This window comes from Streptomyces sp. NPDC026672 (assembly GCF_040638185.1).
Lineage (GTDB): Bacteria > Actinomycetota > Actinomycetes > Streptomycetales > Streptomycetaceae > Streptomyces.
The window spans coordinates 130,699-153,334 of the sequence record NZ_JBEZXS010000017.1; the positions used below are offsets into that span (position 1 = coordinate 130,699).

19 protein-coding genes and 2 pseudogenes are annotated in these 22,636 nt (G+C 72.0%); 10 read left to right on the plus strand and 11 right to left on the minus strand.

All coding sequences use genetic code 11. The features are described from left to right. The first annotated feature begins 146 nt into the window (after positions 1-146). Positions 147-482: an Lsr2 family protein gene (locus AB0F77_RS21250; RefSeq protein WP_361950653.1), complete on the plus strand. Its 336-nt coding sequence runs from the start codon at positions 147-149 to the stop codon at positions 480-482. On the opposite strand, the pseudogene AB0F77_RS21255 reads toward AB0F77_RS21250, so the two are convergent. Both AB0F77_RS21255 and AB0F77_RS21260 read right to left on the minus strand, forming a co-directional pair. Further along, positions 461-676 (minus strand): annotated as a pseudogene (locus AB0F77_RS21255) (hypothetical protein); the annotation flags it as partial. The gene AB0F77_RS21250 and the pseudogene AB0F77_RS21255 overlap by 22 nt on opposite strands. Positions 677-1,093: 417 nt before the next feature. Continuing rightward, positions 1,094-1,510 (minus strand): annotated as a pseudogene (locus tag AB0F77_RS21260) (SCO3374 family protein); the annotation flags it as partial. 441 nt (positions 1,511-1,951) lie between these two features. Here AB0F77_RS21260 and AB0F77_RS21265 point away from each other — a divergent pair. Next, positions 1,952-4,477 (plus strand): ATP-dependent Clp protease ATP-binding subunit, encoded by a 2,526-nt coding sequence (locus AB0F77_RS21265; protein ID WP_361950656.1) that lies wholly within the window; start codon positions 1,952-1,954, stop codon positions 4,475-4,477. Positions 4,478-4,550: 73 nt separating this feature from the next. On the opposite strand, the gene AB0F77_RS21270 is transcribed toward AB0F77_RS21265, so the two are convergent. Then, on the minus strand, positions 4,551-5,183 hold the full coding sequence (locus AB0F77_RS21270) for an HAD family acid phosphatase (RefSeq protein ID WP_361950658.1): 633 nt from the start codon (positions 5,181-5,183) through the stop codon (positions 4,551-4,553). Between the two features lie 252 nt (positions 5,184-5,435). On the opposite strand from AB0F77_RS21270, the gene AB0F77_RS21275 reads away from it, so the two are divergent. The 3 genes from AB0F77_RS21275 (at position 5,436) to AB0F77_RS21285 (ending at position 7,966) form a co-directional block, all read left to right on the plus strand. Next, complete coding sequence (locus AB0F77_RS21275; RefSeq protein ID WP_361950661.1) at positions 5,436-5,843, plus strand: YciI family protein; 408 nt, start codon at positions 5,436-5,438, stop codon at positions 5,841-5,843. 8 nt (positions 5,844-5,851) lie between these two features. Then, the gene (locus AB0F77_RS21280; protein WP_361950762.1) at positions 5,852-7,009 is read left to right on the plus strand and encodes a DUF6596 domain-containing protein; all 1,158 of its coding nucleotides are present in this window, start codon (positions 5,852-5,854) and stop codon (positions 7,007-7,009) included. 333 nt (positions 7,010-7,342) lie between these two features. Then, a complete protein-coding gene (locus AB0F77_RS21285) occupies positions 7,343-7,966 on the plus strand; it encodes a M23 family metallopeptidase (protein ID WP_361950664.1) in 624 nt (207 codons plus the stop codon). On the opposite strand, the gene AB0F77_RS21290 is transcribed toward AB0F77_RS21285, so the two are convergent. Continuing rightward, positions 7,963-8,565 (minus strand): TetR/AcrR family transcriptional regulator, encoded by a 603-nt coding sequence (locus tag AB0F77_RS21290; protein WP_361950667.1) that lies wholly within the window; start codon positions 8,563-8,565, stop codon positions 7,963-7,965. The two genes, AB0F77_RS21285 and AB0F77_RS21290, sit on opposite strands and share 4 nt — an antisense overlap. A gap of 154 nt (positions 8,566-8,719) precedes the next feature. On the opposite strand from AB0F77_RS21290, the gene AB0F77_RS21295 reads away from it, so the two are divergent. From AB0F77_RS21295 to AB0F77_RS21305, 3 genes are all read left to right on the plus strand, one after another. Next, positions 8,720-10,327 carry an MDR family MFS transporter gene (locus AB0F77_RS21295; RefSeq protein WP_361950670.1) on the plus strand — a complete coding sequence of 536 codons (1,608 nt, stop codon included), beginning with the start codon at positions 8,720-8,722 and terminating at the stop codon, positions 10,325-10,327. Positions 10,328-10,674: 347 nt separating this feature from the next. Then, positions 10,675-11,106, plus strand: coding sequence for a helix-turn-helix transcriptional regulator (locus AB0F77_RS21300; protein ID WP_361950673.1), 432 nt, complete (start codon positions 10,675-10,677; stop codon positions 11,104-11,106). Positions 11,107-11,166: 60 nt separating this feature from the next. Beyond that, on the plus strand, positions 11,167-11,613 hold the full coding sequence (locus AB0F77_RS21305) for a VOC family protein (protein WP_361950676.1): 447 nt from the start codon (positions 11,167-11,169) through the stop codon (positions 11,611-11,613). 61 nt (positions 11,614-11,674) lie between these two features. On the opposite strand, the gene cseC is transcribed toward AB0F77_RS21305, so the two are convergent. The 5 genes from cseC to AB0F77_RS21330 all read right to left on the minus strand — a co-directional run bounded on the left by cseC (position 11,675) and on the right by AB0F77_RS21330 (position 16,223). Then, a complete protein-coding gene (cseC, locus tag AB0F77_RS21310; RefSeq protein WP_361950679.1) occupies positions 11,675-13,018 on the minus strand; it encodes a two-component system sensor histidine kinase CseC in 1,344 nt (447 codons plus the stop codon). Between the two features lie 14 nt (positions 13,019-13,032). Beyond that, positions 13,033-13,737: a two-component system response regulator CseB gene (gene cseB / locus AB0F77_RS21315; RefSeq protein ID WP_361950682.1), complete on the minus strand. Its 705-nt coding sequence runs from the start codon at positions 13,735-13,737 to the stop codon at positions 13,033-13,035. Between the two features lie 160 nt (positions 13,738-13,897). Further along, complete coding sequence (locus AB0F77_RS21320) at positions 13,898-14,551, minus strand: hypothetical protein (protein ID WP_361950685.1); 654 nt, start codon at positions 14,549-14,551, stop codon at positions 13,898-13,900. After that, positions 14,539-15,081 (minus strand): SigE family RNA polymerase sigma factor, encoded by a 543-nt coding sequence (locus AB0F77_RS21325; protein WP_361950688.1) that lies wholly within the window; start codon positions 15,079-15,081, stop codon positions 14,539-14,541. Before AB0F77_RS21325 ends, AB0F77_RS21320 begins: the two co-directional genes overlap by 13 nt. A gap of 266 nt (positions 15,082-15,347) precedes the next feature. Beyond that, positions 15,348-16,223, minus strand: coding sequence for an A/G-specific adenine glycosylase (locus AB0F77_RS21330; protein WP_361950691.1), 876 nt, complete (start codon positions 16,221-16,223; stop codon positions 15,348-15,350). Between the two features lie 190 nt (positions 16,224-16,413). On the opposite strand from AB0F77_RS21330, the gene AB0F77_RS21335 reads away from it, so the two are divergent. Continuing rightward, positions 16,414-17,268, plus strand: a complete 855-nt coding sequence (locus AB0F77_RS21335) for a hypothetical protein (protein WP_361950694.1) — start codon at positions 16,414-16,416, stop codon at positions 17,266-17,268. Between the two features lie 141 nt (positions 17,269-17,409). Here the strand turns inward: AB0F77_RS21335 and disA are convergent, their stop codons facing one another. Both disA and radA read right to left on the minus strand, forming a co-directional pair. Continuing rightward, positions 17,410-18,534 carry a DNA integrity scanning diadenylate cyclase DisA gene (gene disA / locus AB0F77_RS21340; RefSeq protein ID WP_361950697.1) on the minus strand — a complete coding sequence of 375 codons (1,125 nt, stop codon included), beginning with the start codon at positions 18,532-18,534 and terminating at the stop codon, positions 17,410-17,412. 79 nt (positions 18,535-18,613) lie between these two features. Beyond that, the gene (radA, locus tag AB0F77_RS21345) at positions 18,614-20,023 is read right to left on the minus strand and encodes a DNA repair protein RadA (protein ID WP_361950700.1); all 1,410 of its coding nucleotides are present in this window, start codon (positions 20,021-20,023) and stop codon (positions 18,614-18,616) included. A gap of 188 nt (positions 20,024-20,211) precedes the next feature. On the opposite strand from radA, the gene AB0F77_RS21350 reads away from it, so the two are divergent. Beyond that, a complete protein-coding gene (locus AB0F77_RS21350) occupies positions 20,212-21,921 on the plus strand; it encodes a hypothetical protein (protein ID WP_361950703.1) in 1,710 nt (569 codons plus the stop codon). Positions 21,922-22,636: the final 715 nt, after the last annotated feature.

Genomic DNA, 22,636 nt, shown 5'->3' on the forward strand with positions numbered 1-22,636 from the left:
ACCCCGAGACTCCGCCAGGGGTTTGTGTTTTTCCCGCAAAAGCGGTTTGCTTTCCGACGTAGTGCAGTACTGCATATAACAGGGGGCGGCGAAACGGGGACGCCGACGGACCCCCGGCCCTCACGTTATCGATGAAAGGAAATCCGGTGGCACAGAAGGTTCAGGTCCTTCTTGTCGACGACCTCGACGGCGGCGAGGCGGACGAGACCGTGACGTTCGCGCTGGACGGCAAGACATACGAGATCGATCTCACGACCGCCAACGCGGACAAGCTGCGCGGACTTCTCGACGCCTATGTCAAGGGTGGTCGGCGTACGGGAGGCCGCGCTTCGGGCGGTCGCGGAAAGGCGCGTGCGGCGGCCGGTGGCAGCCAGGACACGGCGCAGATCCGTGCCTGGGCGAAGGAGAACGGTTTCGAGGTCAACGATCGCGGACGGGTCCCCGCGACCATCCGCGAGGCTTACGAGAAGGCCAACGGCTGAGACGACCGCGACTCCGGCGACCCGGCGCGACCGCGCCGAAGCCGGACCCGATGGCAGTGCGTGGCCAGCGTGGCCACGAGCCGAACGAGATCGGGGGCGCCCCCAACGCCCCCCATGGCCGACAGTGTCGGCAGCGAGGCCGTGCCCTCGTACCCCGCCCCGGGGGGCCGCACCCACACGGCGGCCCCCTGCGCGGCCCCCGAAGACCACCCCGGCCCCACGAGCCCGCCCGGGCCACCCCCGGGCGATCCCGGAGCCCCACCTCCACCCCGCCCCCCGATCGAGCCCGTCCCTCCGGACGCCTCGCGGAGACCCGGCGGGTCCCCCGGCCCGGACGCCTCCCGGAGCTCCCTGGGATCTGGGGCGTCCTGGTGTCCGGGCGCCTTCCGAGGACCGCCGCACGCCTCTTGGGGGCCTGCGGCCGCTTCCCGAGGCCCTGGCGCCTCCCGACGGCCGTCGATCGTGTCCGTAAGGCCGGGTCGCTCCCGGAGGGGTTCCTCGGGTGGGGCGCCTTTTCCGTCTCGAATGGCGGACGGCCGGCAAAGGGGCGGTCCGGGGGCGGTGGAGTTCCGCTCGGGAGCCGGTGAGTCGCCCCCTCCCGCGCCCCACCCCGGAGGGAACGGCGCCGGCATGCGTCCCCGCGCTCCCAGGGCCCGCAGATCGAGGGGCACCGAGCCCCACTCCAGCCACTCCAGCAGCCCCGGCAGTTCCTCCGCGCCGCCCACGGCCACGAGCAGCCGCATCCGGTCGCCCTGGAGAGCCACAGGGGACCCCGGCCCCAGATGCCGCAGCGCCGCCGCGCCCGCCTCGGCCGGGACGTCGAGCACGTCGAAGCACACCCCCGTGACCAGCCACAACGGCTCTCCGGGCGGCCCGGGCACTGTTGCCCAGCCCAGATCGTTCTCGTACCAGTGACGGATCCGGGCGACCGGATCGCCGGAACCGCCCGCGCCGCCCGGTTCGGCAGGGCGCCGGGGAGACCCGGGAGGACGACGGGGAAAGGGGACCAGAGGGACGTGGCCGGCCATGACAGAAGCAACCGCGGAAGCCGCCTCCGGGTTACGGTGGGTCGTTGAACGATCACACAGTGTGCTCGAAATGGGGGCGTCCGGGAGCCCGGAGGGGCACAAGGTTGTTCGCCCGTAGCGGAGGGAACCGGTGCGCGCGGCATGGAGTGTCAGTCCCGGCGGGTAAGACATCCCTAGTGGGAGGGGGCGACACGCAGAACGGGCCCCCTCGCGTTCGCCATCGGCGTAGTGATGGTGAGGGTAACTGCCTGGCCTGCGGGAACATCGTCTCGCACCATCGGGTTGGAGCAGATGTCGGCGTTCGGGGTCAGGAGGCAGAGTTGGTTCTCGGTCCGGTGTCGGCAGTTGGAATGAGCGGTCCCCGCTTGCGGGACTAAGCTGCGGAAGGACAGGGAGGGGAAGTTCCCCCCACTGCCTGACCGCTCTGAGGAGCGATTAACGATGTTCGAGAGGTTCACCGACCGCGCGCGGCGGGTTGTCGTCCTGGCTCAGGAAGAAGCCCGGATGCTCAACCACAACTACATCGGCACCGAGCACATCCTCCTGGGCCTGATCCACGAGGGTGAGGGTGTCGCCGCCAAGGCCCTTGAGAGCCTCGGGATTTCGCTCGAGGCGGTCCGCCAGCAGGTGGAGGAGATCATCGGTCAGGGCCAGCAGGCCCCGTCCGGGCACATTCCCTTCACCCCCCGTGCCAAGAAGGTCCTGGAGCTGTCGCTCCGCGAGGCCCTTCAGCTGGGCCACAACTACATCGGCACGGAGCACATCCTGCTCGGCCTGATCCGTGAGGGCGAGGGCGTCGCCGCCCAGGTCCTGGTCAAGCTGGGCGCCGACCTCAACCGGGTGCGGCAGCAGGTGATCCAGCTGCTCTCCGGCTACCAGGGCAAGGAGACCGCCACCGCCGGCGGCCCTGCCGAGGGCACCCCCTCGACGTCCCTGGTCCTCGACCAGTTCGGCCGGAACCTCACCCAGGCCGCTCGTGAGTCCAAGCTCGACCCGGTCATCGGGCGCGAGAAGGAGATCGAGCGGGTCATGCAGGTGCTGTCCCGCCGTACGAAGAACAACCCGGTCCTGATCGGTGAGCCCGGCGTCGGCAAGACCGCCGTCGTCGAGGGCCTCGCCCAGGCCATCGTCAAGGGCGAGGTGCCCGAGACGCTGAAGGACAAGCACCTCTACACGCTGGACCTCGGCGCCCTGGTCGCCGGCTCCCGCTACCGCGGTGACTTCGAGGAGCGCCTGAAGAAGGTGCTCAAGGAGATCCGCACCCGAGGCGACATCATCCTGTTCATCGACGAGCTGCACACGCTCGTCGGCGCGGGTGCCGCCGAGGGCGCCATCGACGCGGCCTCGATCCTGAAGCCGATGCTGGCCCGCGGTGAGCTCCAGACCATCGGTGCGACGACGCTCGACGAGTACCGCAAGCACCTGGAGAAGGACGCGGCCCTCGAGCGCCGCTTCCAGCCCATCCAGGTCGCGGAGCCGTCCCTGCCGCACACGATCGAGATCCTCAAGGGCCTGCGCGACCGGTACGAGGCGCACCACCGCGTCTCCATCACGGACGAGGCCCTGGTGCAGGCGGCCACGCTGGCCGACCGGTACATCTCGGACCGCTTCCTGCCCGACAAGGCGATCGACCTCATCGACGAGGCCGGGTCCCGGATGCGCATCCGCCGGATGACCGCGCCGCCGGACCTGCGCGAGTTCGACGAGAAGATCGCCGCCGTCCGCCGGGACAAGGAGTCCGCGATCGACTCGCAGGACTTCGAGAAGGCCGCCTCCCTGCGCGACAAGGAGAAGCAGCTCCTGGCCGCCAAGGCGAAGCGGGAGAAGGAGTGGAAGGCCGGCGACATGGACGTCGTCGCCGAGGTCGACGGCGAGCTGATCGCCGAGGTCCTCGCCACGGCCACCGGCATCCCGGTCTTCAAGCTGACCGAGGAGGAGTCCAGCCGCCTGCTCCGCATGGAGGAGGAGCTGCACAAGCGGGTCATCGGCCAGGTCGACGCCGTCAAGGCGCTGTCGAAGGCGATCCGCCGTACGCGCGCGGGCCTGAAGGACCCGAAGCGTCCGGGTGGCTCGTTCATCTTCGCCGGCCCGTCCGGTGTCGGTAAGACCGAGCTGTCCAAGGCGCTCGCCGAGTTCCTGTTCGGTGACGAGGACGCGCTGATCTCCCTCGACATGTCGGAGTTCAGCGAGAAGCACACGGTCTCGCGTCTCTTCGGTTCGCCCCCCGGCTACGTGGGCTACGAAGAGGGCGGTCAGCTGACCGAGAAGGTGCGCCGCAAGCCGTTCTCCGTCGTCCTGTTCGACGAGGTGGAGAAGGCCCACCCGGACATCTTCAACTCGCTGCTCCAGATCCTGGAGGACGGTCGTCTGACCGACTCCCAGGGCCGGGTCGTGGACTTCAAGAACACGGTCATCATCATGACGACCAACCTCGGCACCCGGGACATCTCCAAGGGCTTCAACCTGGGCTTCGCGGCCTCGGGTGACACGAAGACCAACTACGAGCGCATGAAGAACAAGGTGTCGGACGAGCTCAAGCAGCACTTCCGTCCCGAGTTCCTGAACCGCGTCGACGACGTGGTCGTCTTCCCGCAGCTGACGCAGGAGGACATCCTGCGGATCGTCGACCTGATGATCAGCAAGGTGGACGAGCGCCTCAAGGACCGGGACATGGGCATCGAGCTCTCCCAGTCCGCCAAGGAACTGCTGTCCCAGAAGGGCTACGACCCCGTGCTGGGCGCCCGGCCGCTGCGCCGGACCATCCAGCGCGAGATCGAGGACACGCTCTCCGAGAAGATCCTCTTCGGCGAGCTGCGCCCCGGTCACATCGTGGTCGTGGACACCGAGGGAACGGGCGAGGCCAAGACCTTCACGTTCCGCGGCGAGGAGAAGTCGGCGCTGCCCGACGCCCCGCCGATCGAGCAGGCGGCCGGCGGCGCCGGACCGAACCTGAGCAAGGACGCCTGACCCTCAGGGGAGCGAGCGACCGAAGGGGCCGCCCCGGGACCGATGTCCCGGGGCGGCCCCTTTTTGCCGCGCGCTAGGAGAGCTGCCCGTCGTAGTCCGGCAGCTTGAACGTCTTCTCGGCGTGGCCGCCCGAGAGGTCGCTCGCGCTGTTGCCGATGTTCGCGATGATCGTGTAGCCCTTGTTCTCGATGTCGACGCGCTGGGCGGTCTTGTACTCGGCGACGTCCTTGAACAGGTCGAACAGACCGCGGTCGTAGAGACCGGCGACGCGGTAGCCGTCGAACTCCAGGTTGAACTGGGTGGGCGCGGCGATGATGCCCGGGCGGGCCGTGACGAAGAACAGCGCGACGCCGTGCTCCTGGGCGTACTTCGCGACGTTCAGGACCGGCTTGTTGGCCGGCTGGGGGTAGCTGAAGCCGAAGTCGGTCTCCAGCGTGGTGTTGTCGATGTCGAACACGATCGCCTGCTTCTCGCCCGGACGGGCGGCTGCGATGCGGTTCTGCACGTACGGCATGGCCTGGTTCATCACGGCCTGGCAGTCCTGCTGCCAGGTGGTGTAGTCGACCGCCGCGGCGGCGGTGCCCGTGGCGGTGGTGCTCGCTCCGGAGGCGGTCGTCGCGGCCTCGGCCGGCGCGGCGAGCGCGGCCAGGGCGGCGGCGGAGACTGCGGTGACGGTGATGCGGCGCGCCAGGGGGCGTCTGGTCATCGGTGGGGGTGTCCTCTCACGTCCGTACGCGGCATGTGTCAGGTGCATGCTCTGTGGTGAGGGTGGCGTGAGGGGAACCGTAGGGTTACTGAACGGTAGGTGACCAGAGACGTGCGTCACACCGCCCTGGGTGAAGGGCCGTTTCAAGCCGCCCAAAAGATCATGGCCCACGATGTCGAGAACCCGGGACCGGCTCCGTCCCAGGGGTGAGCGCGGCCACAATGGGTCGCACCGGTACCGAGGAGACGCACGATGGCCAAGTACCTGCTGCTCAAGCACTACCGAGGCGCTCCGGCCGCGGTCAACGACGTGCCGATGGACCGGTGGACGCCGGAGGAGATCTCGGCGCACATGCGGTACATGCACGAGTTCGCGGCCCGCCTGGAGAAGACCGGCGAGTTCGTCGACGGCCAGGCGCTCGCCCCGGAGGGCACGTTCGTCCGGTACGACGGCGAGGGCCGTCCGCCGGTCACCGACGGCCCGTTCGCCGAGACCAAGGACCTCATCGCCGGCTGGATGGTGATCGACGTCGACAGCTACGAGCGCGCCGTCGAGCTGGCCGGGGAGCTGTCGGCCGCCCCCGGAGCGGGTGGGAAGCCGATCCACGAGTGGCTGGAACTGCGTCCGTTCCTGTCCGCGCCACCCACCATCACGGAGTGACCGCTTCCATGGACGAGGCCCTGCTCCGGAGCCTCACGCCCGGCGTCCTCGCGATCCTCGTCCGCCGCGGAGCCGACTTCGCGGCGGCCGAGGACGCCGTGCAGGACGCGCTGGTCGAGGCGCTCCGCCGCCGGCCCGCCGACCGGCCGTGGGACCCGAAGGGCTGGCTGGTCACCGTAGCCTGGCGCCGGTTCCTCGACGCGGCCCGGTCGGACGCCGCTCGCCGCAGGCGTGAGGAGCGTGCCGACGGGGAGCCGGTGCCCGGACCCGCGGCCGAGGCGGACGACACGCTCCAGCTGTACTTCCTGTGCGCGCACCCGTCGCTGACGCCGTCGTCCGCGGTCGCGCTCACCCTGCGGGCCGTCGGCGGTCTGACCACCCGCCAGATCGCCCGCGCCTACCTGGTGCCCGAGGCGACCATGGCGCAGCGCATCAGCCGGGCCAAGCGCACCGTCTCCGGCGTGCGGTTCGACCGGCCGGGCGACGTCGCCACCGTGCTGCGCGTCCTCTACCTCGTCTTCAACGAGGGCTACTCAGGCGACGTCGACCTCGCCGCCGAGGCCATCCGGCTCACCCGGCAGCTCGCGGCGGCGGTCGATCACCCCGAGGTGGCGGGACTGCTGGCCCTGATGCTGCTGCACCACGCGCGGCGGGCCGGCCGGACCGCGCCCGACGGCAGCCTGGTGCCGCTCGCCGAGCAGGACCGGGGCCGCTGGGACACCGGGGCGATCGCCGAGGGCGTCGGGATCCTCCAGGCGGCCCTCGCCCGCGACCGCCTCGGCGAGTTCCAGGCCCAGGCCGCCATCGCCGCGCTCCACGCCGACGCGCCCACCGCCGAGGAGACGGACTGGGTGCAGATCGTCGAGTGGTACGACGAGCTCGCGCGCCTGACCGACAGCCCGGTTGTCCGGCTCAACCGCGCGGTCGCCGTCGGGGAGGCGGACGGACCGCGCGCCGGTCTGGCGGCGCTCGCGGAACTGGACGCCTCGCTGCCCCGCCACGCCGCGGTGGCGGCGCACCTCCACGAGCGCGACGGCGACCTGGAGACGGCGGCGCGGCTGTACGCCGAGGCCGCCCTGGCGGCGTCGAACCTCGCCGAGCGCGACCATCTGACGCGCCGGGCGGCCCGGCTCAACGCCCGTCTGCGCGACCGCCCGTGGGCGTAGCGCGGGTCACATTCGGGCGGTGCCGGATCTTGTGGGCCGGTGACATGCCGCACAGGCGATTTGTCCGGTACTACACCAGATAGTGGGACATGCAATAAGGGCAAATCAGGACATTCAGTCTTGAATGGCGAGGGGGAATCCGGCGTCGTCAGCGCCCTGTTCGGCCGGAGAGGGCCTTGTCAAGGGCGGAGAAATTTTCCGGTCAATTACTAGTTTGTGTCGTACTTGGGTGGTTTGAGCGCAAGTGTGCCCCGGGGTTACCAAGGTTCAGCCCCATCCGGCGGACGGCTGTTTCGCCGGGTGGTCCTTCGTCCCCGAACCCACGAGGTACAGATGTTCCAGCGCGTCACGTCCCGTTCCGCCCTCGGGTCCCTGCTCCGCTCCCGCGCCGCCGTGGTGGCCGCCGGGCTGGGCACCTCTGTCGTCCTGGGGGCCGGGGTCGCGGCCGCCGCCGGTGCGCAGACCGCCGCACCGGCCACCACCGTGAAGGCGGCCCCCGTCGCGGCCGCGGCCAAGTCCGCCGCGGCCAAGTCCGCCGCCTCCTGGATCGACCCGGTCGCGCACTACACGCTGTCCGCGGGCTTCAACCAGGCCGGCAGCCACTGGGTCGCCAAGCACAGCGGCCAGGACTTCGCCGTGCCGATCGGCACCAACGTCATGGCCGCGCACGGCGGCACCGTCGTCAAGGCCGGCGGCAACGGCGCCGGCGACGGTCCGGCGTACGGCAACGCCATCGTCATCAAGCACGGCAACGGCACGTACTCCCAGTACGCCCACCTGTCGAGGATCGACGTGCACATAGGCCAGGTCGTCAAGACCGGTCAGCACATCGCGCGCTCCGGCAACACCGGCAACTCCACCGGTCCGCACCTGCACTTCGAGATCCGTACGACCCCGAACTACGGCTCCGCGATCGACCCCGTGCACTTCCTGCGGGCCAAGGGCGTGACCGTCTAGGCATTCGGTCCGTGGGCGCCCCGGTGCGCCTGCGTCACCAGGTCCACGGCGACCTCCAGGACGGCCGCGCGCTTGTCCTCGGGGTCGCCTTCCAGGTCCTGGAAGACGAACATCCCGGCGTGCAGCGCGAAGAGCGCGCTGACGGAGCGGACCTGGTCGACCAGGTCCGCCTCGGGGTCGATGATGATGTCCCGCAGGCCGCGCATCCGGTCCTTGAAGGTGTCGCCGATGCGCAGTTCCCGTACGGTCGCCTGGTTCTCCTGCATGAAGCGGAACAGGGGCTCGGCCTCGACGAGCGAGCGGCTGTAGCGCCGTACGATCTCCTGCTTGGTCTCCAGGGTGTGGGGCTGTTCCCTGCCCCACTCGATGAGGTCCTGCATCGGCTGCGTCAGATCCTCGAAGAGGCTGACGATGATCTCTTCCTTCGTCTTGAAGTGGTAGTAGAGCGCCGCCTTGGTCACGTCGAGGCGTTCGGCGATCTCGCGCAGCGAGGTCTTCTCGTAGCCCTGCTCGGCGAAGAGTTCGAGCGCGACGTCCTGGATGCGCTGGCGGGTGTTGCCTCGGCGCTGCTGCTTGGTGCCGTCCATGGTGCCGCCCATCCTCGTACTCCTCGCGCTCCGGCGGAAACTTACTTGCCGCCCGGCTAGCCTTCGGCAAACTTACTTGACGACCGGCTAGTGACAGGGCTACCTTCCCAGTGTAGTGAACTAGCCGGGCGGCAAGTAAGTAGCAGTTGCCGGGGGAGTGGGAGTTATGGCGGACACGGAGTCGGCCCAGGTGGGCCAAGAGATAGCGGATCAGCCGGACAAGAAACAGCGGAGCGTCCGGGTCGTCCTGATGGCGCTCATGATCGCGATGATGCTCGCGATGCTCGACAACATGATCGTGGGCACCGCGATGCCGACGATCGTCGGCGAGCTGGGCGGTCTGGAACACCTGTCCTGGGTGGTGACCGGATACACGCTGGCCACCGCGGCCGCGACCCCGCTGTGGGGCAAGCTCGGCGACATGTACGGGCGCAAGGGCGCCTTCATGACGTCGATCGTGATCTTCCTGATCGGTTCCGCGCTCAGCGGCATGGCCCAGAACATGGGCGAGCTGATCGGTTTCCGCGCGGTGCAGGGCCTCGGCGCCGGCGGTCTGATGGTCGGCGTCATGGCGATCATCGGCGACCTCGTCCCGCCGCGTGAGCGGGGCAAGTACCAGGGCATGATGGCCGGTGTCATGGCGCTCGCCATGATCGGCGGCCCCCTCGTCGGCGGCACCATCACCGACAACTGGGGCTGGCGCTGGTCCTTCTACATCAACCTGCCCCTCGGCGCGGTCGCGCTGGCGCTGGTCAGCGCCGTGCTGCACCTCCCGAAGAAGCGCACCAAGTCGCGCATCGACTACCTGGGCGCCGGGCTGCTCACCGTCGGCATCACCGCGATCGTCCTCGTCACCACCTGGGGCGGCAGCGAGTACGCCTGGACGTCCGCGCGGATCATGGAGCTCACCGCGATCGGCGTGGCCTCGCTGGTCGGGTTCGTGTTCTGGCAGACCAGGGCCGCCGAGCCGGTGCTGCCGCTGCACATCTTCCGCAGCCGCAACTTCACCCTGATGTCCGTCATCGGCTTCATCACCGGCTTCGTGATGTTCGGCGCGACCCTCTTCCTGCCGCTCTACCAGCAGTCGGTGCAGGGCGCCTCGGCCACCAACTCCGGTCTGCTCCTGCTGCCGATGCTCGGTGCGATGCTCGTCACGTCGATGGTCGCCGGACGCGTCACCACCAACACCGGCCGGTACAAGGTCTTCCCGATCGCCGGCGGTGTGCTGATGGTCGTCGGCCTGTACCTGCTGTCGCTGATGGACACGGGCACCTCCCGGTTCACCTCCGGCGTCTACATGGCCGTCCTCGGCCTCGGCATGGGCTGCCTCATGCAGATCACCATGCTGGTCGCGCAGAACAGCGTGCAGATGAAGGACATGGGCGTCGCGTCCTCGTCGACCACCCTGTTCCGTACGCTCGGCTCCTCCTTCGGTGTCGCGATCATGGGCGCGCTGTTCAACCACCGCGTCCAGGACGTGATGGCCGAGCGGGCCGGCTCCCTCGGCTCCAAGGTCACCGAGCAGTCCGCGCAGCTCGACGCGGCCAGCCTGGCCAAGCTGCCCGCCGCGGCCCGCGAGGCCTACCAGCACGCGGTCTCGGCCGGCACGCACTCGGCGTTCCTGCTCGGCGCGGCGATCGCGGTGCCCGTGCTGGTCCTGGCGCTGTTCGTCAAGGAGGTCCCCCTCAAGGGCGGCCCGCAGAAGCCGGAGCCCGCGGGCGACCAGGCCGACCAGGCCGACGTCCTGCCGGCTCCCGCGGTCGAGGCGGTCTAGGGCGTGTTTCGAAAGTAGCGCCGTCCGCCCGGAGGGCGGGGCCCGCGGCGTCTGGTGCGTGCAATCGCAAGGCGGAGGATCGCCCTCGTACTGGATGTACTTGGGCGTTGCGACAACGCAGCGAGTGTGCGTGCCAGGCGTCGCGGGCCAGGCGGGACTTTCGAAACACGCCCTAGCCCCCTCGGTCCCCGCGACCCCCTCCGCGCCCCCGGTGCGGAGCCCCTGCTGAACAGAAGGCCCCCGGCGGTGTCCGCCCCGGGGGCCTTCCCCATGTCCGCGACGGTGACCGCCCCGGTCCTTCCCCGTGCCCGGCGGCGATGTCAGTGCCGCGTGCCACCATCGGGTCCATGGACAAACTGCGCCAGTTGCGCCTGGCCAAGGACGCGATGGACCGGGACTGGGCCGACCCGGGCCTGGACCTGGACACGGTCGCGTCCCACGCGGGCTACTCGCGCTACCACTTCATCCGCGCCTTCAAGGAGGCGTACGGCGAGACACCCGGCCAGTACCTGACCCACCGCCGCATAGAGCGCGCCGAGGACCTGCTGCGCACCGCCAACCTCACGGTCACCGAGATCTGCCACCTGGTCGGCTTCAGCAGCCTGGGCACCTTCTCCGCCCGCTTCAAGACCTGGACCGGCCTCGCCCCCAGCGAGTACCGCACCAAGCACGTGGGACGCGGCACGGCGCTCATACCGGGCTGCTACGCGATGCTCTGGGCCGGCGGCTTCCGCAGGGGCCCCGGGGAGGCACGGAGCAATTCCGGAGAAGCGGACTGAGCCCCCGCCTGCCTACGGTGGCGGGGCAGGAGACGCACGCACCGCGGACAGGAGCAGACCATGATCAAGGGACTCGGGATCGCGACCGTCTGGGTTCTCGACCAGGACCGGGCCAAGGAGTTCTACACCGAGAAGCTGGGCCTGGAGGTGCGGACGGACATGACGATGGGCGAGGGCGGCATGCGCTGGCTCACCGTCGGCTCCCCGGACCAGCCCGACGTCGAGCTGACCCTGATGGTGCCGGGCCCGCCCGCCATGGACCCGGAGTCGGCGGAGATGGTCAGAACGCTGGTGTCCAAGGGTGTCCTGGGCGCGGGCGTGCTCGTCACCGACGACATCCACGGGGACTACAAGGCGCTCAAGGACCGCGGCGTGGAGTTCCTCCAGGAGCCCCAGGAGCGCCCGTACGGCACGGAGGCGCTGCTGCGCGACGACTCCGGCAACTGGTTCTCCTTCACCCAGCGCCGCGAGGGCGACCTCGACCTGTCCCAGGGCTGGGAGGGCTGACCCGCCCCGGCCGGCCCTGCCGCGGCCGGCCCAGGCCCGGACCCACAGGAGCCGGCTGGAGTCACTGGAGCATCGGATAGCTGCCCGTGTTCGTCGGCGCGTGCTCGGGCAGCCACAGCACCGCCACCGCGCCCTCGGCGGGCACGTGCTCCGGCGCCCCCGCGGGCCGTACGTTGCGGAACGTCAGCCGGGCGCCCAGCACCCGCGCCTGCCCGGCCGCGATGGTCAGCCCCAGGCCGTGCCCCTGCCCCGCGCGGTCGCTGCTGCCCGTGCGGAAGCGGCTCGGGCCCTCCTCCAGCAGGTCCTCAGGGAAGCCGGGCCCGTGGTCGCGGACCCGGACCACGCGGCCCTCGACGCTGACCTCGATCGGAGGGCTGCCGTGCCGGGCGGCGTTGGCGAGCAGGTTGAACAGCACCCGCTCCAGCCGCCGCGGGTCGGTGGTCACCTCCGACTCGTGCACCACCCGCACGATGATCGCCGGGTCCTTGGCCGCCACACGCCGGGCCACGAACTCGCCCAGCATGATGTCCTGCAACTCGGCCCGCTCGGACGCGCTGTCCAGCCGGGCCACCTCCAGGACGTCCTCGACGAGCGTGCGCATCGCCTTGGCCCGGTCCAGGACCAGTTCGGTCGGCCGGCCGGGAGGCAGCAGCTCGGCCGCGGTGAGCAGCCCGGTCACCGGGGTGCGCAGCTCGTGCGCGATGTCGGCGGTGACCCGGCGCTCGGCCTCCAGCCGCTGCTGGAGCGCGTCCGCCATGGCGTCCACCGCGCGCGCCAGGTCGTCGGTCTCGTCCCGGACGACACCCCCGATGGCCTCCCGCACCCGTACGTCCGTCTCGCCCTTGGCCACCCGGTTCGCCGCGGCCGCCGCCTTGCGCAGCCGCCGGGACAGCTGCCCGCCGATCAGCACCCCGAGCGCGCTGCCGCCCAGCACGACCGCGATCGAGCCGATGACGAGGGCCTGGTCGAGGTCCTTCATCACGTCCGTGCTGCGGTCGGGGAAGTGGGTGTGCAGCGACAGCACGTGCCCGTCCTTGACCGGGACGGCCGCCCAGATGTCCGGCACGTTCCCGCCGTGGTCCGCGACATAGGTCGCCCGCCGGCCCTCGTCGACCTTCTGCCGCAGCGGAGCCGGCAGCTCCCGGTCGTCGATCTTGATGCTGGGGAAGTTGGGGCGCCCCGACAGCTCGTAGTTGCGCTGCGCGATCTGCACCCGCTCGTCCGCGAGGTCGCGGGCGTTGTCCAGCATCGACACCCGGGCCGCGTTGTGCACGACCAGACTGAGCGCGATCGCCACCAGGGCGCCGACCAGCGCGATGGCCGCGCTCAGCTTCCACCGCAGCCCCGTGCGGATGCCGGCCCGCAGGACCCGTCCGCGGACCGGACGCCGGATGAACTCGCGCATCGCCACGGCCCCCCTCAGGGCTTCAGCTTGTAGCCGAAGCCGCGGACCGTCTCGATCCGGTCCTGGCCGATCTTGGTGCGCAGCCGCTGCACATGGACGTCGACGACCCGGGTGTCCCCGCCCCAGCCGTAGTCCCACACCCGTTCCAGCAGCCGGTCACGGGACAGGACCGTCCCGGGCGCGGTGGAGAACTCCAGGAGCAGCCGCATCTCGGTCGGGGTCAGCGCCACCGGCCGCCCGGCCCGCCGCACCTCCATGCCCTCGGTGTCGACCTCCAGCTCGCCGAAGACCAGTGGGCCGCCCGCCGCGCCCGCCCCGGTCTCGTCGGCCTGCGCCGCCCCGCCCGCGTGCCCGAACCGGCGCAGCACCGCGCGGATGCGGGCCACGAGCACGGCGCCGTCGAACGGCTTGGTGACGTAGTCGTCCGCGCCCGCCTCCAGGCCGAGCACCACGTCGATGGAGTCGGCGCGCGCCGACAGCATGATCACCGGCACCGTCGACTCGTCGCGGATGCGCCGGCACAGGCTCACCCCGTCCAGCCCCGGGACCATGACGTCCAGGAGCGCGATGTCCGGACGGTCGGCCCGGAACGCCTCCAGGCCCGACAGTCCGTCGGGCATCGCGGTGACCGCGAAGCCGTCCCGTTCCAGGGCCAGCTGGGTGGCCTCGCGGATGACGTCGTCGTCCTCGACGAACAGGACGTGGGTCTGGTCTGCCATCCCGGTGCTCTCAGTCCTCGTGTCGTTCCGTGCCGATGCGTTCCGTGCCGGTGCGTGCCGTGCACGTCGTACGGATGGTGTCACTCCAGTGACGTACGGGGCGTCCACCGGGTTGCCGGCACCCCCCTCGCGCGCCCCGCGCGCCCCCCTGTGGGAGCCGTCAGCCGGCCGGCGCCGGGGACGGGATGCCGCCGACCGCGTTGCCGTAGTCCGTGTGGTGGTACGACTCCTGGACGAAGTGCCCCGACGTCCAGCTGTACGTGATCACGTTCTCGCCGGACGGACTGGAGACCGGGTCGCCCCGCTCGTACACCTGCTTGGTCACCATCAGGTCGCCGCGGTCGATCTCGGCGTACACCGGCGACTCCTCGGTCCGGAACACGTTCACGTACCGGCCCGCGCGCTGCCGGTACACATACGCCCCGACACCCACCGCGTCACCGCAGGTCAACACGTTGACGACGATGTCCTCGACGGCCGAGCCGGTCAGGTCGCCGTACGACACGTCGACCGGGTACTCGTCGCCGACACAGGGCTTCAGGTCGTGCTTGACGGCGGCCGAGACCTTCGGGTCGGCCTTGATCAGCCGGACCGCGTCCACGGGCCGGTAGCTGTCGGAGGGGGCGGGCTCGGCGGAGGGAGCCGCGCCCGCCACCGAGTCGGCGTGTGCCGGGCCCTCGTCACGGGTGCCGGTGCCGCCCGTGGCGCACGAGGCGAGGAACACGCCGAGAGCGGCGACCAGGGCCAGTGCCGTGGTCGCCGCCCGAACGCCTCCCCGGGCCCCACCGGGCCCGGAGCCGGTCACGCCGCGCAACGCTCCCGCTCCTCACGCTCCAGCGCGCGTGCCTCCGACTCGCGCGCCTCCAGCTCCTCACGGAGCCGGGCGAGCGCCCGGTGCAGCGTGCTCTTGACCGTGCCGGCCGACATGCCGAGGGCGGCGGCCGTCTCCTCCGTGGACATCTGCTCCCAGTGTCGCAGGACGACAACACTGCGCTGCTTGGGAGCGAGGACCTTCATGACGTCCATGAGGAGCGCGCGGTCGGCGTGCTGCTCGGTGGAGTCCGCCACGGAGGCGTCCGGCAGCTGCTCGGTGGGGACCTCCTCCAGCTTCCGCGCCCGCCACCACTCGGTGCGGGTGTTGATCATCACCCGGCGCAGATAGGCGTCCGCGAGCCGCTTGTCGGCGATGCCGTCCCAGCGGCCGTACGTGCGCACCAGGGCGGTCTGGAGGAGGTCCTGGGCGTCGACGGGGTCGGGGACCAGTCGGCGGGCGCTGCGCAGCAGCGCGTCCTGCCGGGTGCGGACGTACTCCTCGAAGCCGAGCACCTCGCCCTGCGACGCCATACCAACCGCCTCCGCTCCCCGTTCTTCTTCCGGCCCGTGCTGTCGTTCCCGTGCTCGGGTGGTCGTCCCGAGCACGGAAGAGAAGCTACGGAGCGGTTGTCACGGGGCTGTGCGCGGCAGACTGCGGGAAGCGCGCGGCTGTCCGTCGGTTGTGTAACGGAAGTAGGTCCGGGGTAAGGAGGGGGAGGTTTTTGCCCCGGTCGGGGGTGATTCGGTGCGCGGGGTCGCCGTGCGGAACCGGCCCCGCGCCGTGATCCGACGGTGTGTCAGCCCAGCGGAAGCCGGTACAGACCGCCCGCCAGCGGCTCCACCAGACCGTCCGAGACGAGGCCGTCGAGCGCCCGCGCCCGCTGCACCGGCTCGTGCCACACCCGGTCGAGCGCCGCCTGCGGCACCGGGGTGTGCGCCTCGCGCAGCACGGCGAGCAGCTTGCCGCGCACCTGCCGGTCCGTCCCGGCGTACGTCTGGCCGCGGCGCGGCGGGCCCTCGTGCTCCGGCTTGCCCGCGAGCCGCCACGCGCACTGCCCGGCGATCGGGCAGCGGTGGCACGACTCGTTCTTCGCCGTGCACACCAGGGCGCCCAGCTCCATCGAGGCGGCGGCCCAGCGGGCGGCGGTCTTCTCGTCGTCCGGCAGCAGCTCACGGGCCAGCTTGCGCTCGGCGGCCGTTGTGGCGTTCGGCGGGAACCGCACCCCCGTCACCGCCCGCGCGAGGACCCGGCGCACATTGGTGTCCAGCACCGCGTGCCGCTGCCCGTACGCGAAGGAGGCCACCGCCGCGGCCGTGTACTCGCCGATCCCGGGCAGCGCGAGCAGTTGCGCGTGGTCCGTCGGTACGTCGCCGCCGTGCCGTTCGGTTATGGCGACCGCGGCGCCGTGCAGTCGCAGTGCCCGGCGCGGGTAGCCGAGCCGGCCCCAGGCGCGGACGGCCTCGCCGGGCGGTTCCTCGGCGAGGTCGGCGGGGCGCGGCCAGCGGGCCAGCCACTGCTCGTAGACCGGCAGGACCCGGTTGACCGGGGTCTGCTGGAGCATGAACTCACTGACCATCACGCCCCACGGCCCCGCCTCCGGGCGGCGCCAGGGGAGGTCGCGGGCGTGGAGGTCGAACCAGGTGATCACGGGGGCGTGAAGCTTCTCAGTCATGGCCCTCCCGATCCTGCCACGGCGGGACCTGACGCGGCCCCCGGCACCGCCGGTACACGGCCGGAGGGGGGCCGGGGAGGTGAAGAACGGGCATCGCGGCGGCAGTTGCCGGAATGATGATCCGGAAAAGTTGGCTCGAGGGCGGCGGGTGGCGCAAGCAAGCGCGCCGATCTCTCGTACAGTTTGCGCCGTGGGATCTCTGCGCAATCCGATCGGGCCGCTTCCCTCCTCCATCTACTGGCGACGGAGGGTCGTCATCGTGTCGGTGGTCGCCCTACTGGCGCTGCTGGTGGTGTGGATCGTCACCTCGGGCGGCGGCGGAGGCGGCAAGAACGACGCCGGAGGGTCCAACGGCAAGAACCCCGTGCCCACGATCACGCCGGGGCCGTCCGGGTCCGGCCCGGCGATAAGCCAGCACCCGGGCGGGCGCGACGAGTCCAGCGGCGGGGGTTCCGGCGGTGACGACACCGGGTCCGGCGGGTCCGGCGACGACGAGGGCTCCGGCTCCGGCTCCGGTTCGGGCGGCGGCAGCGGTTCCGCGGGCGGCGACAACGGCTCGGGCGGCGGTGCCGGAGCGGGCACGGGTGCCGGGTCCGGCGGTGGGGTCAGCTCGGGCGACCAGGTGCCGGCGTCCTCGGTGCTGCCGGGCTGCACCGCCGGATCGGTCACCTTGAGCCTGCGCAGCGTGCGCAACTCGTACTCGCCCGACCAGACGCCGGAGTTCGTGCTCACCGCGAAGAACACCTCCGGGAGCGACTGCAAGGTCGACCTGGGCCCCAAGCGGACGGTCCTGACGATCACTCAGGCCGACAGCAGCGACGACTACTGGTCCTCCGCCGACTGCCCGCGGACCGAGGGCAGCCAGATGTACCGGGTGCCGGCCGGTACCAGCATCACGTACACCGTGAAGTGGGACCGCAAGCCGAGCGCCGCGCAGTGTGCGACGCCTCCGGCGGGGGTGGCCGGGGCGGGGACGTATCTGCTGGAGGTGTCGGCGCCGGGATTCTCGAAGACCCAGACGTCCTTCGTCCTGACCGCCGACTGAGCTTCCAGCCGGTTGCCGTCTGCGGGACGCTGGAGCCGCGGTTCGGCAGCGCCCCGAAGGGGCGCGGGGAACTGCGCGACGAGCCACAGCGCACCCGCAGACGACAGACGGCGCGGGCGTGTCGCGGCACAACCAGCGGAGCTACACGTAGCGTTCCAGGATCGACGACTCGGCCAGTCTCGACAGGCCCTCGCGGACGCTGCGGGCTCGGGCCTCGCCCACGCCGTCGACCGTCTGGAGGTCGTCGACGCTGGCCGCCAGGAGTTTCTGGAGGCCGCCGAAGTGCTCGACCAGGCGGTCGATGATCGCGCCGGGCAGACGGGGCACCTTGGCCAGGAGGCGGAAGCCGCGCGGGGAGACCGCCGAGTCCAGGGCCTCGGGGGAGCCCGTGTAGCCCAGCGCACGCGCCACCGTGGCCAGTTCGAGCAGCTCCGCGTGGGACAGCGCGTCCAGTTCGGCCAGCGCCTCGTCCACCGTGCGGGAACGCTTCGCCGTCGGCTCCGGCACGTAGTCCCGCACGACCAGCTCGCGCTCCGGCTCCACGCCCGCGATCAGCTCGTCCAGCTGGAGGGCGAGCAGCCGCCCGTCCGTGCCCAGCTCCACCACGTACTCGGCGATCTCCGTGGCGATCCGGCGCACCATCTCCAGCCGCTGCGCCACCGCGGAGACGTCGCGGACCGTCACCAGGTCCTCGATCTCCAGAGCCGACAGCGTCCCCGCGACCTCGTCGAGCCGCAGTTTGTAGCGCTCCAGGGTCGCGAGCGCCTGGTTGGCGCGGGACAGGATCGCCGCCGAGTCCTCCAGGACACGGCGCTGCCCGTCGACGTACAGCGCGATCAGCCGCATCGACTGGGACACGGAGACCACCGGGAAGCCGACCTGCTTGGAGACGCGGTCCGCCGTACGGTGCCGGGTGCCCGTCTCCTCCGTGGGGATCGTCGGGTCCGGGAGCAGCTGCACACCGGCCCGCAGGATCTTCGACAGGTCCGACGAGAGCACGATGCCGCCGTCCAGCTTGCACAGCTCGCGCAGCCGGGTCGCCGTGAACTCCACGTCCAGCACAAAACCGCCGGTGCACATCGCCTCGACGGTCCGGTCGGAGCCGAGTACGACGAGTCCTCCGGTGTTGCCGCGCAGAACCCGTTCGAGGCCGTCGCGCAGGGCCGTGCCGGGAGCCACGGCGCTCAGCGAGGCGCGCATCCGGCCGTCGGAACCGGCACTCCCACCGGACTTTCCGGGAGCCGCCGCCCGGTCGTTGGCTGCCACTGCTCTCCTCCGGTCGCAGGTTCTGAGGCGCTCCCGGCGCGTACTCGGTTCGTACGGACGGGCGAGACCAGGGCAAAGTCTACCGGCGGTCCTCGTCCTCCCGTGGGGCCTCTCGCCGACGGGAGCGCGGAAGGACCCTCAGCGCGTCCCCTATGTCGGCGACCTCCAGGACCTTCATGCCCGGAGGGATCTTGCCCGGGTCGCCGGGCACGAGCGCGTGCGTGAAGCCGAGGCGGTGCGCCTCGGCGAGCCGGCGCTGCACGCCCGTGACCCGTCTGACCTCGCCCGCGAGGCCGACCTCGCCGATCGCGACGAGGTTCTTCGGCAGCGGGGTGTCACTGGCGGCGGACGCCAGCGCGAGCGCCACGGCGAGGTCCGCGGCGGGCTCGGAGAGCTTCACGCCGCCGACCGTCGCCGAGTAGATGTCCCGCTTGCCGAGCGCGCTGATCCGGCCGCGCTGCTCCAGCACCGCCAGCATCATCGACACCCGGGACGTCTCCAGACCGGACGTCGTGCGCCGCGGGGAGGGGATCTGGGAGTCGACCGTGAGCGCCTGCACCTCGGCGACCAGCGGGCGGCGGCCCTCCAGGGTGACCGTGAGACACGTGCCCGGGACGGGTTCGGCGCGCCGGGTCAGGAACAGGCCGCTCGGGTCGGCGAGGCCCGTGATGCCCTCGTCGTGCAGTTCGAAGCAGCCGACCTCGTCCGTCGCGCCGTACCGGTTCTTGACGCCGCGGACCAGGCGGAGGCGGGCGTGCCGGTCGCCCTCGAAGTGCAGGACGACGTCCACCAGGTGCTCCAGCAGGCGCGGGCCCGCGATCGCGCCGTCCTTGGTGACGTGGCCCACCAGCAGCGTGGACATGCCGCGGTCCTTGGAGGCGCGGATGAGGGCGCCGGCCACCTCGCGCACCTGGGCCATGCCGCCGGGGGCGCCGTCGATCTCCGGGGAGGCGACGGTCTGCACCGAGTCGAGGATCAGCAGGGACGGCTTCACCGCGTCCAAGTGCCCGAGCACGGCGGCCAGATCGGTCTCGGCCGCCAGATAGAGGTGGTCGTCGAGCGCGCCGATGCGGTCGGCGCGCAGCCGGACCTGGCTCGCCGACTCCTCGCCCGTGACGTACAGCGTCGGGTGCGCCTCGCTCGCCGACTTGGCCGCCACGTCCAGCAGGAGCGTGGACTTGCCGACGCCGGGCTCGCCCGCGAGGAGCACCACCGCGCCGGGCACCAGGCCGCCGCCGAGCACCCGGTCCAGCTCGGGCACTCCGGTCGAGCGGGCGGTGGCCTGCCGTCCGTCGACCTGGCCGATGGGCAGCGCGGAGGTGGTGACGCGGCCCGGTGCCGTGGTGCGCACGGCCGGGGTGCCGTACTCCTCGACCGTCCCCCATGCCTGGCACTCGGCGCACCGGCCGAGCCACTTGGCCGTCTGCCAGCCGCACTCCGTGCAGCGGTAGGACGGGCGGTCCTTGGTGGTCTTGGTACGGGCAGCCATGGACGAAACCGTAGCCCCCGGCACCGACAACGCGGACCGGGGGCGGTCGTCGACCGGGCACCGCGCGTCACGATCGAGCCATGGGCACAGGGGTTCGTGTCCCCTTATGAGGGATCGTTTCACCCGTACGGATTAAAAGTGCTCAAGCCGCCGGAAGTGCCCATCCGGGGCCGCCTACGGTCGCACGGGTGATGAGCAGCAGTCCGCAGACCTCGACCCGCACCACCGGCGCACACCGGGCGCATCGGGAGGCGCGCGACCGCGCTGCGGCGCGCACGCTGGCGCAGCGCACGCCCGCGCGCTACGAGCCCTACCTGGACGGTCTGTTCACCTACTGTCTCTCGGTGCTGTGCGACCACGACACGGCGACCGGGGCCCTGGGTGACGTCCTGGCGCTCGCCGAGCGGCGCGGCCAGCGCGTGCCGGAGGCGGTCGGCGACCGCAGGGCCTGGCTGTACGCGCTCGCCCGCTGGGCGTGCCTGCGCAAGCTGGCCGAGGCCAAGCAGAAACGTCAGGCCACCCACGCGGCGGGGCGCGCCGCCACCGGCCGCCCGCACGTCCCGCGGCCCGCCGAACCGCCCGTCTCCGACGCGGTCCAGGAGCGGCGGCGCGAACTCGCCCTGCTGGCCTGGCCGGAGGCCGCCGGCACCACCCCGGAGCAGCGCGAGGCGCTCGAACTCGCGGTGCGCCACCACCTGGCCGCCGCCGAGGTCGCCGCCGTGCTCGGCATGGACGAGTCCGCCGCCCGCGATCTGCTCGCCTCCGCCGCCTGCGAGGTGGAACGCACCCGGGCCGCGCTCGCCGTGGTCGAGCACGGCACCTGTCCGGGTGTGGCCAGGCTCACCGGTGACCAGCAGCTCGTGCTCAGCACCACCGTGCGGCGCGAACTGGTCCGGCACGTGGACGACTGCCCGCGCTGCCGCCGCACCGCCGAGCGCGCGGTCCCCGGCTCCTGGCCCGGCGCCGCCGTCACCCCCGACCAGCTGCCCGTCATCGAGGCCCCGCGCGCGGCCCTGCACATGGCCCTCGCGCACGCCCCCCGCGCGCGCGGGGCGGCGATCCCCCGCTTCGACCGGCGCGGCTTCCCCATGGACCCCAAGGACCGCGCCGCCCGCCGCGACCGGCTCCGCGCGCGTGCCGTCACGACGACCGTCGTCGCCACCGTGGTGGCCGCTCCCGTGCTCGCCCTCTGGGCCGCCTACCGGGGATCGCCGGGCGGCGAGGGCACCGACGGGCCGAGCGCCACCGCGCACGAGACCGACGGCCGGGACGGCATCGGAGGCGGCACGGTCGGTGGTTACCAGAACGCCGGCAATGCCACTCGTCCGGGCGCGCACACCGGCGAGGACGGCGGGCCCGACGTCTCCGTGGAGGTCGTCAGCGTCTCCGGGGCGGGGGAGAAGGGGGCCGCGCAGCTCGACGTGTCGGCGTCGAACATCGGCGACACCACGCTGATCACGCTCACCGCCTCCGGTTCCGAGCCGGTGCGCTGGTCCGCGGCCACCGCCGCGCCCTGGCTCTACCTCAGCCGCTCCTCGGGGACCCTGCGCCCCGGCGAGTCCTTGACGATCAAGGTGTACGTCGATCCGCTGCGCGAGCCGTCCGGCGCCTGGCGGGCCCGGGTGGCCGTCGCCCCGGCGGGAGCGGTGGTGACGATCAGCGGCTACGGCACGGTCCCCACGACCCCACCCCCGGCCGACACCCCTCCTCCACCGGCCACGGATTCCCCGGACCCCACACCCACGACCTCGCCCCCCTCACCTCCCCCGTCCACGACCCCACCCCCATCGGACCCACCCCCGACCACCCCCACGTCCCCGCCGGCCACGGATACCCCGCCCCCCACGCCCCCACCCCCGACCACCGCCCCACCCGAACCGACCCCGAGCGAGGGCTAGGGCGGGCCCGGCAGCCCCCCTCCGGGGTCCGGGCCGCCGGACAGGTCCGCCGGGCCGGCTGGGCACCCCGCTGCGTCGAGCCGCCGGGCAGACTCGCTGGATCGAGGCGCTGGGCGGACTCCTGGGGTCGGGCCGCGGGGTCGGGCCGTCGGACAGAATCGCTGGGCCGGGCCGCAGGACAGGCTCGCCGGGTCGAGCGGCTCGACGGATTTGCCGGGCCGAGCCCCCGGGGCGGGTCGCCGGGCAGACCCGCTGGGTCGAGGCGCTGGACAGGTCGGCCGGGCCGACGCCGGCCACCCCGCCGGGCCGAGGCGCTGAGCAGGCTCGCCGGGCCGGTCTGGGCACCCTGCCGGGCCGGGCCGCTGGGGCGGGTTTGCTGGGCGCCCCGTGGGGTCGGGCCGTTGGGCAAACTCGTGGGGCTGAGGCGCTGGGCACCCTGCCGGGGGCGAGCCGCTGGGCAGGTTCGCTGGGCACTTGGTCGGGCTGGGCCGCTGGACAGGCGCCCGTCGGGTCGGCTGGGCACCCCGCTGTGTCGAGCCGCCGGGCAGACTCGCTGGTCGAGGCGCTGGGCAGGCCCACCGGGCAGACTTCGTCGGGCCGGGTCGCCGGGCTGATCCCGGGCGGCAGGCTTGCCGGGCTGGGCCGCTGGGCGGGTGTCCGGCGGGTGTTCTTCCGGTGGGTGCCGGGGTGTGACGGCAGGTGGGTGGGGCAGAGC